9 protein-coding genes are annotated in these 14,909 nt (G+C 60.4%); 8 read left to right on the top strand and 1 reads right to left on the bottom strand.

What is annotated here, in order from left to right:
• The first annotated feature begins 496 nt into the window (after window positions 1-496).
• Window positions 497-1,936, top strand: a complete 1,440-nt coding sequence (locus ACFWEM_RS19860; RefSeq protein WP_378536258.1) for a phytoene desaturase family protein — start codon at window positions 497-499, stop codon at window positions 1,934-1,936.
• 848 nt (window positions 1,937-2,784) lie between these two features.
• Here the strand turns inward: ACFWEM_RS19860 and ACFWEM_RS19855 are convergent.
• The gene (locus ACFWEM_RS19855) at window positions 2,785-3,135 is read right to left on the bottom strand and encodes a hypothetical protein (RefSeq protein WP_378536256.1); all 351 of its coding nucleotides are present in this window, start codon (window positions 3,133-3,135) and stop codon (window positions 2,785-2,787) included.
• Window positions 3,136-3,579: 444 nt separating this feature from the next.
• Here ACFWEM_RS19855 and ACFWEM_RS19850 point away from each other — a divergent pair, with 444 nt between their 5' ends.
• From ACFWEM_RS19850 to ACFWEM_RS19820, 7 genes are all read left to right on the top strand, one after another.
• Window positions 3,580-5,052, top strand: a complete 1,473-nt coding sequence (locus ACFWEM_RS19850) for an N-6 DNA methylase (RefSeq protein ID WP_378536254.1) — start codon at window positions 3,580-3,582, stop codon at window positions 5,050-5,052.
• A complete protein-coding gene (locus tag ACFWEM_RS19845; RefSeq protein ID WP_378536252.1) occupies window positions 5,049-6,215 on the top strand; it encodes a restriction endonuclease subunit S in 1,167 nt (388 codons plus the stop codon). Before ACFWEM_RS19850 ends, ACFWEM_RS19845 begins: the two co-directional genes overlap by 4 nt.
• Before the next feature lies 1 nt (window position 6,216).
• Complete coding sequence (locus ACFWEM_RS19840; protein ID WP_378536250.1) at window positions 6,217-9,576, top strand: DEAD/DEAH box helicase family protein; 3,360 nt, start codon at window positions 6,217-6,219, stop codon at window positions 9,574-9,576.
• Window positions 9,577-9,786: 210 nt separating this feature from the next.
• Window positions 9,787-11,649 carry an ATP-dependent endonuclease gene (locus tag ACFWEM_RS19835; protein ID WP_378536248.1) on the top strand — a complete coding sequence of 621 codons (1,863 nt, stop codon included), beginning with the start codon at window positions 9,787-9,789 and terminating at the stop codon, window positions 11,647-11,649.
• A complete protein-coding gene (locus tag ACFWEM_RS19830) occupies window positions 11,646-13,304 on the top strand; it encodes a UvrD-helicase domain-containing protein (RefSeq protein WP_378536246.1) in 1,659 nt (552 codons plus the stop codon). The genes ACFWEM_RS19835 and ACFWEM_RS19830 overlap by 4 nt, the downstream gene beginning before the upstream one ends.
• 378 nt (window positions 13,305-13,682) lie before the next feature.
• Complete coding sequence (locus tag ACFWEM_RS19825; RefSeq protein WP_290283649.1) at window positions 13,683-14,159, top strand: hypothetical protein; 477 nt, start codon at window positions 13,683-13,685, stop codon at window positions 14,157-14,159.
• Window positions 14,160-14,521: 362 nt separating this feature from the next.
• Window positions 14,522-14,863, top strand: a complete 342-nt coding sequence (locus ACFWEM_RS19820; protein ID WP_378536243.1) for a hypothetical protein — start codon at window positions 14,522-14,524, stop codon at window positions 14,861-14,863.
• The last annotated feature ends 46 nt before the right edge of the window (window positions 14,864-14,909 follow it).

Here is a 14,909-nt window from a genome sequence, read left to right as displayed (position 1 = left end):
TTGCAATGCAAGTCCTTCAAAGCACCGACACGACGATGTGTTCGGTACCACCGAAGTAGCCGCCCTGCGCAGACGCGATGGTGTGCGTTCTGGCACCCGGCGACGTGAGTCTTCGGTCGGTTGAAACTTTTGTGAGTCAACCGTGTAACGAAAACGATAATTCAGAACCCCGGCACGGGCGCAACTAAGGTAGCCCTATAATTGCTCTGAACTGCGGCGATGCAGGGAGCCAGAAGGCCCCTCGACAGATTTCGGAGCTGCGTCTGTGCAGAGAAGTTCCGATTCACAGGATACCGAATCCGCAGGAAACAGGCGCGATGGGCGATGAATGCAACAACTGGCCGCAGCGATAAGAATCAGCTGCGGCCAGTGCGCCTCGAACTGTAACAAAAGTTGATCGATCAACCAAGGTCTAGGCCTGAATTGTTTGCTCGCAGAATGCCATCGCTGTAATTTCCGTAGGCTCACCCTTGAGAAGACGGGTGGCGAAGAGCAAATGACAACAGCAGTAGTGGTGGGCAGTGGCCCCAACGGCCTCGCGGCGGCGATCGAACTCGCCCGCGCCGGAATCGACGTCCATGTCATCGAGGGTGCGGACAAGATCGGCGGTGGCACCCGCAGTAGCGAATACATAGTCGACGGACTCGTCCACGACGATTGCTCCGCCTTCCATCCCACGGCCTTGGCGTCTCCCTACTTCAAGGAACTCGACCGCGAATTCGGGCTCGCCAAGCACGGCCTGACGTGGCTGTGGCCCGAGATCCAACTGGTCCACCCACTCGACGACGGCACCGCCGGGGTTCTGTGGCGCGACATCAACCGGACCGCTGACGGATTGGGTGTCGACGGTAAGCGCTGGCTCGACGTCTTCGGATACCTCGCCGAGAACTTCGACGAGTTGGTGCAGGACGTCTTCCAGCCGATCGTGCACGTTCCGAAGCACCCACTGATGCTCGCGCGTTTCGGGACGGGCGCTTTGCTTCCCGCGACGGGTTTCGCTCGGATGTTCAAGACCCCACAGGCGCGGGCGCTGTTCGGTGGCGTCGCGGCACACATGTTCGGGCGGTTGGACCTTCCCATGTCTAGCGCTGTCGCGTCGATGCTCACTGCGGCCGCTCATGCTCACGGTTGGCCTGTGGCACAAGGTGGTTCGGGCTCAATTGCAGCCGCCCTCGCGTCGATCCTGCGCAGCCTCGGTGGCACCATCGAAACCGGGAACTGGGTCACCAACTACTCCCAGATCGCCGACTACGACATCGTGATGCTCGATATCGCACCAGACGCGGCCGGTCGTCTGCTCGACGGCCGGCAGCCTGACCGCATTGCCCGGGCCTATCGCAAATTCCGCTACGGCACCGCCGCCTACAAGGTCGACTACGCCGTGCGTAGTGACTCTGACGGAAGCGTCGTGCCGTGGACGAATCCGCATGCCCGCAAGGCCGGCACCCTGCATCTGTCCGGGACGATTTCGGAAACTGCTGCTGCCGAACGCCAGACCGTTCGGGGTCAGATGCCGGACAAGCCCTTCATTCTGTTGGGTCAGCAGTTCTTAGCCGACCCCTCCCGATCTGCGGGAGACATCCATCCCGTGTGGGCGTATGCGCATGTGCCGCATGGCTATCCGGGTGACGCTACCGATGCGGTGACGCGTCAGATCGAGCGTTTTGCGCCGGGGTTCCGGGACCGGATCGTGGGCGTCCACGTGCGCAATGTGCCGCAGATGCAGGCGTACAACCCCAACTACGTGGGTGGCGACATCTCCGCGGGGGCGAACACTGCGCGGCAGATCATCGCGCGCCCCCGGTTCGGGCTGGACCCCTATGCCACCGGGGCCCCGGGCGTCTACCTCTGCTCGTCCGCGACTCCCCCAGGCGGCGGGGTCCACGGGATGGGTGGGTTCAATGCTGCGCGGGCGGCGCTGAAGGCGCGGGGTTGAGGCGTCCCCGATGGGGACGACATTTCGGACATACGTGAACCCATCGTCACTGTCCAAGGAAAAACGAAGAACTTTTGTCCGCCACTACCGATGATCCAAATACGGGCCGTAACTCGAGTGCGAATGCGTTCCGGCCGCCCCTCTGAACAAGAGGTTGAACTGACCCTGTTTGCGCGCTGGCTGCGTCGCTTCAGATCGAGCCCGGCGTAGCGACCGCTGGCGAGAAACTACTGGTATTGGTCCACATCGAGGACGAACCGGAAACTAGCGATGCCATCGCCCGCGAACGTTGTAGGGGTCCGAACGCCCGATCCCCGATGCGCTTCCCAGGTTCTCAGCTCGGTTCAACCCTGCCGTGTTGCCGCCGAGTAATGGCTTCGCCGCGGTCCAGATGGATACAAGATTTCGCACCTTCACAATGATCGAATCGGATCACGAAGTTAGAGCCGACCCTCCGTCGCCATGGCCACTCAAATATTCAGGTGGAGGATGACCGCTCACCAATCGCTTCTGTCCATCTCTGCCACACCGCCTCTGCGCGCTGACATGCGAACTGATCTGCAGCGACCGGGTTCGATCCCTTTAATGCCGTCGGAAACCCCGGACGCCCGCAGCGATTCGACGTTGATTGTCGACACGGGTTTTCGACACACTCCACCTGCGCAATCGCCGCGGCTGACCAGATGGCGAATATCGATCGATTTTCGACTGACGGTTGCGGATTCGGGTTCCTTCGTAATCGATCATCCCCAACGGGGCAAAGCGCAATCGCTGGGACAGTAGGTTGCGGCCGGCGCTGGTTGAAGCACTGTTTGCATTGTGAATTTTCATCTTGACTGAACTGTCGGTTAGTTCCAGAAGTTGTCTTCGCCGCGGTCAGCGAGATCACCGTGCATGATCAAGTACTTCTGGTTCTCGCTGGCGATCATGTCGAACGCGGCTGTCGCGGACATGCCCTCGACAGCCATCAGAACCATCCGGCGCGCAAGAGCGTTTGCGGCATCCTGATCTGCATCATCGAGCCAACCGAGCTGTAGCGCTTCTTTGTCGTCCGTCCACAGGACACCCAAGTGCGGAATCCGCTGCCAGCGACCCTCGCCCTCGGGCATTCCACCGAAACGTCGACCGACAGTCACATCCTTCATGGGGTAATCGATCAAAAACTTGTTGCTCCGCCGCCCGTGCGGTTGCGTGTCCATCGTTGCGTCCTCTCGGTGGTCAAGGTTTCGATCGTGTCAACGAGGGATCGACCCAAGGCGGGTACGACAAATATGCCACCTTCTCGGGCATAGTCGAGGGCAGCAGGAGAGGCCAGGACGATCCGAGCGGGTGCCGGCACATGATGTCGTCGAGCGGCCCGCGCCGAAATGTTGTGCCATCCTGTTGTCCGTCGTGGGGTCTCATAAGTCGTCCCATTGAACAACGGCGAGACGCCAGTTTTGGTACGCACTTCTGAGACGGGGTGAGCTGGGGCAACACCCGACTCCACACGCGAACGGGCTGGTGTCTCAATTCCAAGGGATGAGACAGAGACCTTCAGTGGTACCACTATCAGGCGCCTGGGCATCGGCAGTCTGGATGCAGTTGACCGCAACGACCACCTGATAGGCCCCGACCTGAGGTTCATTACTAGGCTGACGGCCGTGATCACCGGAGAGCTGAAGAGCAAGATCGACCGTGTATGGGACTCGTTCTGGTCTGGAGGCCTCTCCAACCCACTCGCGATCATCGAGCAGATCACCTACTTGCTCTTCCTCCGCAGACTCGACGACCTGCAGACTCTTGCTGAGAAGAAGGCCCGTGTCACCGGCGTTGCTATCGAGGACCCGAAGTTCCTGCCCGGCCAGGAGCATCTGAGGTGGAGCAGGTTCAAGAACAACGACCCTGACGTGATGTTCAAGGTCCTCGACGCAGAGGTCTTCCCGTTCCTCCAGAAGTACGGCGATCAGGTAGGCGGTGATGACTCCACCTACTCCGTCCATATGAAGGACGCCCGCTTTACTATCCCGACGCCGGCGCTGCTGAGCAAGGTCGTCGACATGCTCGACGACCTCCCGATGGCCGACCGGGACACCAATGGCGACCTCTATGAGTACATGCTCAGCAAGATCGCGACCGCCGGAACCAACGGCCAGTTCCGCACGCCACGCCACATCATCCAACTGATGGTAGCGCTGACCGCACCCACTCCCATCGACGAAATCTGTGACCCCGCCTGCGGCACAGCAGGCTTCCTCGTCGCTGCTTCAGAGTACGTGCGGGAAAAGCATCAGTCCGCGCTGACGGACGCCACCCAGCGAGCACACTTCCATCACTCGATGTTCCATGGCTACGACTTCGACCCCACCATGCTGCGCATCGGCAGCATGAACATGCTGCTGCATGGCATCGAGTCACCCGATATCCGCTATCGCGAATCGCTGTCGGAAGGCGCTGCCACGGACGCGGAGAAGTACACACTCATCCTCGCCAACCCGCCCTTCGCTGGGTCGCTCGATTACGAGTCCACCGCCAAGGACCTACAGCGGGTGGTGAAAACCAAGAAGACCGAGCTGCTATTCCTCGCTCTTTTCCTCAAGCTTCTCAAGCCCGGTGGTCGGGCTGCGGTTATCGTGCCCGATGGCGTGCTCTTCGGCTCATCGAAGGCGCACAAAGACCTGCGCAAGATGCTCGTCGAGGACCAGAAGCTCGACGCGGTGGTGAAGCTTCCACCCGGTGTATTCCGCCCATATTCCGGTGTCTCGACTGCGATCCTGTTCTTCACGAAGACCAACTCTGGCGGCACCGACGACGTCTGGTTCTACGACGTCCGTGCCGACGGGTTTTCACTCGACGATAAGCGCAACCCCATCGAGTCGAACGACCTGCCCGACGCACTCACTCGATGGTTTGCGCGGGCGACAACCGAACGCGGCCGCAACCGCACCGAGCAGTCGTTCTGTGTGCCTAAGGCTGACATCGTCACTCAGGGATACGACCTCTCTCTCAACTGCTACAAAGAGTCCGAGTACGACGAGATCGAGCATCGCCCCCCGCTCGAAATCATCGCCGACATCGAACAGCTCCAGGACGAGATCTCCAAGGGCCTGACTGAACTGAAGGCAGTGCTCTCGTGACCAGCGTGGCACTTGGAGAGGTTGTCGACTTCTACAGCGGTGGGACCCCCTCGAAGGGTAAAGCGGAGTTCTGGGACGGCGATGTTCCTTGGTTCAGTGCCAAGGACATGAAGCATCGGCGATTGACAGACTCCATCGATCACATTTCCGACGCGGTGTTTAGTTCGACCTCTTTACGCAAGCTTCCAGCAGGAACCGTCGCTATGGTCGTGCGCGGAATGATCCTCGCGCACACGGTTCCGATCGCGATCCTCGACGTGGATGCGGCGATCAACCAGGACATGAAAGCTCTTCTACCCCGCCGGGAAATCGAGCCTTCGTTCCTCGTCGCCATGCTCAGGGCTCAGCACGCCACGATTCTGGCTCAGGTAAGCACGGCTGCCCACGGGACCAAGAAGCTTGATTCCAGGGTCCTTGAGGAAGTCAGAATCCCGCTCCCACATCCAGACGAGCAGCGCCGCATCGCCGCGATCCTCGACCAGGCTGACTTCCTTCGCGCCAAGCGCCGCCAGATCCTGGCCCACCTCGATACCCTGACCCAGTCGATCTTTCACGACATGTTCGGAGCAGAGTCTTTCCCGGCGGTGACGGCCGGCGAGTTGATGCCCAAGATGCGAAACGGCCTATCTCCAGCAACGGCCGGTGAGTACCCGGCGGAGGTGCTGACACTTTCTGCAGTCACCCGGGGAAAGTTCAACCCGGCGGCGGTGAAGCCTGGAGCCTTCGCTATCAACCCCCCGGACGAGAAGCGTGTAACAGCGCTGGATTTCTTGATGTGTCGCGGTAACGGCAACAAGGCGCTCGTCGGTGCGGGAGCCTTCTCGCCAGAGGACCGCCCTGACCTTGTGTTCCCAGACACGGTGATCGCCGGGCGGGTCGACCGTAGCAAGGTCGCAATGCCATTCCTTAACGTGGCGTGGAAACAGTCGGGGGTGCGCCGCCAGATCGAGTCCGTAGCGCATACGACCAACGGGACGTACAAGGTGAACCAGCAGTCCCTATCGACCGTGACCTTGTTCCTGCCGCCGTTGAATTGCCAGCTTAAGTTTGCCTCCCGCATCGAGCACGTGAATGCCCAAAGTGAGGCAGTCGCCAGGGCTTGCATGGCTGATGACGAGATGTTCGACTCTCTCCAATCCCGCGCGTTTCGAGGTGAGCTCTGACATGGGTAACTTCGATTTCATCCGGGCTGAGTGGCCCGCCATCCACCATGACTGCGCCCGGGCAGAGTCCTACCTCTCGTCGGATCCGCGTTCGGCGTGCTTCTACAGCCGCCGCGCCGTGGAGGTGCTAGTTTCGCATCTTTTTGATGTATTCGATCTTCCTACGCCGTACAAGGATGACCTCGCTGCTCGTGTCAACTTCCCCGAGTTCAAGGCGCAGACCGGTAATGGAATTAACCAGAAGCTGAATCTGCTTCGCAAGCTCGGCAACACCGCCGTCCACGACACCAAGCCGATCCCGAATCACGCTGCGGTGCATGCATTGAGGGAGCTGCATCACGTGGTGGTGTGGGCGGCGTTCCGCTACTCGACGAGCCCGCAGGCGGTGCCGACGCAGGCACCGTTCGACCCGGCGTTGGCGGCAAAGGCGGCCCCGCTCGCGCGCCACGAAGTGGCGCAGCTGGCGGCGAAGTTCAAGACACAGGACGAGGCACACGCGAAGGATCTGGCTGAGAAGGACGGTCTGCTCGCCGCGCACGAGGCCGAAATCGCGAAGCTGCGCGAACAGATCAAGGCCGCCCAAGCCGCCAACGTAAAGAGCGACGATCACGACTACTCCGAGGCGCAAACTCGCGACCTGTTCATCGACGTGCTCCTCCACGAGGCAGGCTGGCCGCTCACCGATGACCGCGACCGTGAATACGAGGTCGCCGGTATGCCGAACGCCGACGGCAAGGGGTATATCGACTACGTGCTGTGGGGCGCCGACGGCCTGCCGCTCGCCGTGGTAGAGGCCAAGCGCACCACCAAGAGTGCAGCCGTCGGCCAGCAGCAGGCCAAACTGTACGCCGACTGCCTGGAGAAGCAGTTCGGCAGGCGTCCTACGATCTTCTACACCAACGGCTACCAGCATTGGATCTGGGACGACGCGGCCGGCTATCCGCCGCGCGAGGTGCAGGGTTTCTACACCCGCCCCGAGTTGGAGCTGATGCTTCAACGCCGCAACACCCGTTTGCTGCTCTCGTCGGCGCCGGTGAACGCAGAGGTGGCCGGACGGCCCTACCAGGTGCGGGCGATCAAGGCCATCGGCGACGTGTTCGACCGCAAGCAACGCGAGGCACTGTTGGTTATGGCCACAGGGTCGGGCAAGACCCGCACCGTCATCGCGCTGGCGGACCAGTTGATGAAGGCCAACTGGGTCAAGCGAGTGCTGTTCCTCGCCGACCGCACGGCCTTGGTCAACCAGGCCACGAACGCATTCAAGGCGCACCTTCCGGCAGCGACGACGGTGAACCTGGTGACCGAAAAGGTGACGGACGGGCGGGTCTACGTATCGACATACCCGACGATGATGAACCTGATCAACGAGGTCGACGAGTCGGGACGTAGGTTCGGGCCGGGCTACTTCGACCTGATCGTGATCGACGAGGCCCACCGATCCGTGTACGCCAAGTACGGCGCGATCTTCGACTACTTCGACGCCATGCTCGTCGGGTTAACCGCCACCCCGAAGGACGAGATTGACCACAACACCTACCGCCTGTTCCACCTTGAGGACGGCGTCCCCACCGATGCGTACAGCCTCGATGAAGCGGTCGCCGACGAATACCTGGTGCCACCCAAGGGGATTGCGGTCGGCACAAAGTTCCTCCGCCAAGGCATCCGATACGACGGTCTGACCGAGGAAGAGAAGGACCAGTGGGACGCTCTCGAATGGGGTGACGACGGGCCACCGACAGAAGTCGGCGCCGAGGGGATCAACCGGTTCCTGTTCAACGAGGACACCGTCGACAAGGTGCTCGCCAACCTGATGACCCAGGGCTACAAGGTCGCAGGTGGGGACCGACTCGGCAAGACGATCGTCTTCGCCAAGAATCAGGCCCACGCCGAGTTCATCCAGAAGCGGTTCGACCTCGGCTGGCCCGAGTACGCCGGCCACTTCGCACGGATAATCACCCACAACACCCCGTATGCGCAGAGTCTCATCGACGACTTCTCTATCAAGGACAAGGCGCCACACATTGCGATCAGCGTCGATATGCTCGACACCGGCATCGACGTGCCCGAGGTTGTCAACCTCGTGTTCTTCAAGATGGTCCGGTCAAAGTCGAAGTTCTGGCAGATGATCGGTCGAGGCACCCGACTCTGCCCGGACCTGTTCGGGCCGGGGCAGGACAAGAAGGACTTCTTCGTCTTCGACTTCTGCGGCAACCTCGAGTTCTTCAACCAGGATCTGCCGGGCTCGGAAGGCTCAACCCAGAAGGCGCTGTCGCAACGCATCTTCGAATCCCGGCTCGGCCTGGTCACCGCGCTCGGTAAAGCCGGAGCCGAGTCCGCCCTTCGCGTCTCGACCTCGGATGCGTTGCACGAGTTCGTCGCCGGGATGAGCCTCGACAACGTTCTCGTCCGGCCCCACCGCAAGGCGGTCGAGCGCTTTGCCGTGCGTGAGGCATGGGACACGCTGAACCCGGAGACCACGGAGGTTGTGCTGAGCCTCGCCGGGCTACCAACCGCGGCCAAGGACTCAGATGAAGAGGCCAAGCGCTTTGACCTGCTTATCCTGCGCAGGCAGCTCGCCCAGTTGCAGGGCGATGCGGTCACCGCAGAACAGATCCGGGAGACCCTGCAGGCCGTCGCCTCCGCCCTTCTGTCGAAGACCGCAATCCCGTCGGTGGCCGAGCAGGCGGTGTTGCTCGAATCCGTTGCAGGTGACGAGTGGTGGGTCGACGTCACTCTGCCGATGTTGGAGCTCGCGCGGTTGCGGATCCGTGGGTTGGTGCGCTTCGTGGAGAAGACGAAACGCAATCCCGTCTATACCGACTTCGAAGACACTTTCGTGGAAGCCACCGAGATCTACCTGCCCGGCGTGACACCAGGGACAAACTTCGAACGCTTCCGCGCCAAGGTCGCCGCGTACCTCGAGGAGCACGAGGACCACATCGCTCTCCAGCGTCTGCGCCGCAACAAACAACTCACGCAGGACGACCTCACCTCCCTTGAGGACATGCTCGCGGCGGCTGGCGGACAACGCATCGACATCGCCTGGGCGTCCGAACAGAATGGAGGGCTCGGGCTGTTCATCCGCTCGCTCGTGGGCCTCGACCATGCCGCCGCAACCGAAGCCTTCGCGGACTACCTCGACGACACTAAGTACACGGTCGACCAGGTGCGATTCATCTCCCTGGTCGTTGACGAACTCACCGCCAACGGCGTCATGGAGCCCGAGCGGCTCTTCGAGTCGCCCTACACCGACCACGCCCCAACCGGCCCCGACCACTTCTTCCCTGACGCCGACGTCGATGTCATCGTCGACATCCTCCGCGGCGTCAAAGCTCGTGCCCTGCCAACCAGCGTCGCCTGACCATACAGCCGACTCCGCTGAAAACTGTTCTGACACAATCGCGTGACGACTACACGGCAATCTTCGGTAAATGCGGATTGCGCTGTCAGCCTGGCCAGAAGCTCAACGTGAGGATGCAGAGACAGTGGAGGGCACGTGCAGATAGTTACTGTCCGGTTGAGTAACTTCCAGTCCTTTGGTCCCGGACCAACGTCGATACCCCTCAACGACATGACGTACGTCCTTGGGCCAAACGGTTCGGGCAAGACAGCTGTTCTCGAGGGGCTGTCGCGACTGTTCAGCCCGCTGTCGACCCAACGGAAGATCCACGTGGAGGACTTTCATGTCCCTGTCGGCCGTAGTGCCGGTGAAGTACATAGCGAAGGGCCGACGCTGTGGATCGAGGTCGATGTCGAGTTCCCTGAGGCCGGCACCGACGGGCAGCATGCATCTGTTCCGCCGAACTTCGCTCACATGGCGATCGACTCGGTCGATCGGGTACCTCGCATCCGGGTGCGACTTACCGCTGTGCTGGCTGCAGACGGGGAAATCGACGAGAAGATCGAGTACATCCTTCAAGTCGATGAAGCGGGTGAGCCGACTGATCGTGCCGACATGTCCCGCTACGACCGCGGGAACATCGAGGTGCACTATCTGCCAGCACGTCGTGACCCGGCTGATCACATCGCATACACAGCGTCTTCGCTTCTAGGGCGCACACTTCGGGCCGCCGACTGGACGCCGGAACGCGAGACCCTGAGGGATCTGTCCACTCGGATCACCGAGGCGATGGTCGGCAATAGCGCCGTGAAGAGCGTTGGTGTCCAGCTCGCGGGCGAGTGGAGCGGCCTGCATCGCGGAGTGTTCTTCAACGACCCGTCGATCGCTTTCGGGCGAGGAGATCTTGACGGGGTTCTTCGGCAGCTCACGGTCACCTTCTCGCCATCACCACACGGGGAGCCCTTGTCGTTCGAGCGTTTGAGCGATGGCCAGAAGTCGCTGCTCTACATCTCACTCGTCCTGGCATGGCAGTCCCTGGCCAGGCGAGTGCTTAGAGGGGACGAGGCCTCTCTCGACCCGAACCGACTGCGTCCCCCGGTCCATACGGTCGTTGCTCTCGAAGAGCCAGAGAACAGCCTCGCTCCGCAGTACCTCGGCCGCATCATCCGCCAGCTTCGCAATGCTAGCGATCAGGGAGACGTTCAAGCACTGATCGCGACCCATGCTCCGACTGTTCTCCGACGAGTAAACCCAGAAACGATCCGCTTTTTGCGACTGAACGGTCAGCGGGAGACGACGATCCATCGGATCGTGCTACCTGAGAACGACGAAACGGCGGCCAAGTACGTTCGCGAGGCCATTGAGGCGTACCCAGAGCTGTACTTCTCCCGACTCGTGGTGCTCGGCGAAGGCGACAGCGAACAAGTGGTCTTACCCCGAGTGCTGGCAGCGGCGGGGATCACGGAAGACGACGCCTCGGTGTCGGTCGTTCCGCTCGGCGGACGTCATGTCAACCACTTCTGGCGACTGTTGGCCGAACTCGAGATCCCGTTTGTCACCCTGCTCGATCTCGACTCTGGACGTCATTCTGGTGGGTGGGGGCGCATTCGCAACGCACTGAAGCAAGTCAACACCATCCGACCTGGCAAGTTCGCGGTTCGGAAGATCACCGATCTTCCGAAGTGGGACGCAGACCAGGACTTTCCGACTCTCATCGACCCGCTCTTCAAAGACGGTCACGGACCTATCGAAGCTCTGGAGGGAGAGGGCGTCTTCTTCTCAGGGCCCGTTGATCTTGATCTGATGATGCTCCAGGCGTACCCAGAGGCCTACAAGGTGGAGCGCGTCGAGCCTGACGTCACGACTGTCGTGGCTGTACTGGGCAAAAGCCATATCAACGAAGATCGACTAGGCAAAGAGGCGTTGACGTTGTTCGACGACTATCACGCGAAGTTTGATCTGAAGAGCAAGCCCGCCATGCACTTGGCGGCCCTGGCGAAGCTCAGCGACGAGCAATTGCTGGAGGACTTGCCCGATGTGCTGGAACGGCTGGTTGGGCGTGTGCGAGCGACGCTCGACGAGCTCCCCGAATGAATCACACAGAGATCTGGCGGCCGGTAGATGGCCTGGTTCTCGAGCCCAACGCATTCACAGCCGCCACCACAACGGACCAGAACGTCGTCGTCGCCGCAGGTCCCGGCTCGGGCAAGACGGAGCTACTTGCCCAGCGCGCCGACTTTCTGTTACGTACAGGCGCATGCCCGTATCCCCGTCGGGTCCTAGCGATCTCGTTCAAGGTTGACGCCGCCCGCAATCTCCAAGATCGTGTCCGTCTCCGTTCAGGCGGGCAGTTCGCTGTCCGATTCGACAGCTTCACCTTCCACGCGTTTGCGAAGCGACTCATCGACAACTATCGGCACGCACTGATTGGCCAAGACGCGCTAGGCCCGGATTATCGGATCGATCCTGACACTCGAATCCATGGTGAGCAGATCACCTTTCGTGACTTGGTCCCGCTCGCACGAAAGATCTTGGACACCAATGTGCATGCGCGGGGCGCGCTGCGCCAAACCTACAGCCACGTTTTCCTCGACGAGTTTCAGGACGCGACCAGTGATCAGTACCAGCTCGTCGTAGACGCGTTCGGTGAATCCGGTGCGTTCGTGACTGCAGTGGGGGACGTGAAACAGCGCATTATGGCGTGGGCAGGGGCACTTGACGGGATCCTGCAAACCTTCGCTGACGACTTCGATGCGATCCCTCTTCCTCTCTACCAGAACTTCAGATCAGCGCCGCGGCTACGCCGCATGCAGAACCGCATGATTGCGCAGATGGACCCGGCCGCCGTCAGCCCTGACGAAGACCTTGTCGGTGACAAAGGAACAATCCGTGTCTTGCATTGCGCGACTGATATTGAGGAAGCTCGCACGATCGCAGGTCTGGTTGAGCAATGGTTGTCAGATGGTGTGCCGCCGAAAGAGATCGCCATCCTGGTCCGGCAACAGGCCGGCCTGATTGCAAAGCCACTCATTGCAGAGCTGCGAACGCGCGGCATCCCCTGCCGGAATGAGCAAAATCGTCAGGATCTCAGTGCCGAACCGGCGGCAGACCTGGTTTTCAACTTCATCCGTGTGGTGGCCGACGACCGGCAGCCGCAGGCATACACCGAACTCATGCGGGTAGCCGGCCGCACCAGCATCACTGAGGAAGCGGCACTGCGCTTCGACAGTGAATTCAAGAGACTCCTGCGCGAAGCACGAAGCACAGCACGTAATGCGGACTTCGCCTCCGGCAGCCTGACCGCATGGGCCGCGCTCATCCACAAGTTCCTGCAATTCATCTCCAAGCCGGTTCTTGTTGCGCTCTCCTCGGCCTACCAACAGGGGACACGGCTCAACGATGTCCTCAATGAAGCGGTCGAGGCGTTCGGGCAGGAACTGGCCGCCGACGGGGACCCCGTCGAGGCACTCAAGCGACTGTCTGATCTGGACGCAGTGCGGATCCTGACCATCCACAAGTGCAAGGGGCTCGAGTTCGACAAAGTCGTGGTCCTTGGAGTCGAGAGGCAACTCTTCTGGGGTGACCCGACCGCGGCGATATCTGAATTCTTCGTCGCCACCTCACGCGCCAAGAACGAACTGGTTCTCACTCATGTTGACTTCCGAGCACGCCCCGATGAACCAGTGCAAGTTTGGAACCAACAGCGGATGGGCTACATCGAATTTATTGACTTCGCCGTCGGTGACTGACTCGACACCACATGGTGCTGGTGCAACGTCCAGACGTAGGACCTGACATAAGGGACGGTTATCGGCCGCCGGTCCACAGACTGAGGAAGGGCCTGACCTACGGGGCACGCCGCACTTGCCATGTGCAAGTGCGGGTGAACTATTTGGATGTTATCGAAGGTCCGATTCACGGGAAGGTCGACCCGTTCGAGTATCAGCTGTGGAGGATCCAGAGAAATGCACCGAACTCGGCGTCGGATGGGATGAGTCTTTCAAATCTGCGCGCGAACGTTCGATCGCACCCGTTGTTCGGTGCGTCGGCTGAAACCTGTCGGACTTATCTGCTTAAGTGAAGTTCTCATTAACACCGCCATAATTGGCGATCTGAAGAAGAGACCTATGAACTCGTTGAAGATCTTTGCCGCTGTCTCTGCTACTGCCGCGCTTCTCGTCGTATCGGGTTGTTCGTCCGATTCCTCCGATGGTGCTGCGGCTTCCTCCGATGAAATTACGACTACCTCCGCTGAAGCTACATCCGCCTCCTCTGGAGCTACGACGCCAGCAAGTGTGTGTTCACAAATCGAAGACGCCGGCATCGGCAAGAACTGCGTACCAGGAAGCACCACGGGGCTCGCAGTGGCAGCAACCGGTGCCTACGATTTCGATCTCCCCTCGGTGCCGGGCGAAGGCGGAACCGTCATGATCTTCGACAATGCCGACTTGTACCACAAAACAGTAAAAAGCTATGCCGATGCCGCTTTTCTGGCCGGACCACACCGCTACGGTTCGGAAAATGCGTTGATCTTCGTGCAGATCAACGAAGGACTCTCATCGAGTGATGGAGAAAAAGTCAAGGACATCGTTGACTCCCTGTAGCTCGATTTTGACGCAGCAATCATTTCCGAACTCTCTATCGGATGGTTCATAAACGAACATATTTGAAACACGGGAGAAGATTCTGGCCACCAGAACGAAGATATTCCTGGCCCCGTGTCCAAAACTGATGGTTCATTCACGAAAAATCTAGGCTACCTATTAAAGGGCCTTCGTTCACGCGAAAACTCGCGCGCAGTCCTCGCTCGACTTGAGAATCGACTCAGATCCGTTGTCCAAGCAACCGGTGCCGAACCACCCCACCATGGGGTGAATGTCCGTTATCTTCCTCGATAGTGGTTGCAATCTCCTGGCTGCTTGGCGTCCCGTGCAGGGATGCTGTCACCACGAAAGGGAGCACATCTGTGAATAGACCCGAAACGCCTACTCGTTTGTCCCGGACCACCGCGGCCCTCGGTGTCGGCGCGCTCGCTGCCGCGATCACCTTCGGCAGTGCAGTTGGTACTGCATCAGCCGATAGTCCGGTCGTCGACTTCGGCAGTATCTCGTTCTCGGTGACCAACGGTCCCGACAACACCATCTACGACATCAACGCCATCATTAATCTCCCGCCCGGCACACTGCCGCCAGGGATGATGAACCCTCAGATCACTGCGCCCGCCGAGACCCCTCAACCAGTCGGCGACCCGTTTGCGGGCACCGCATTGGACTTCGTTCTGAGCTTCATTGAGGCTGCGGCCAGTTAGCCGACAACAAAAACGAGGCTACAAACTCGCTAGAGTTTGTAGCCTC

This window comes from Rhodococcus sp. NPDC060176 (assembly GCF_042728675.1).
GTDB lineage: Bacteria > Actinomycetota > Actinomycetes > Mycobacteriales > Mycobacteriaceae > Rhodococcus_F.
This window is presented reverse-complemented; position numbering and strand designations above follow the sequence as displayed.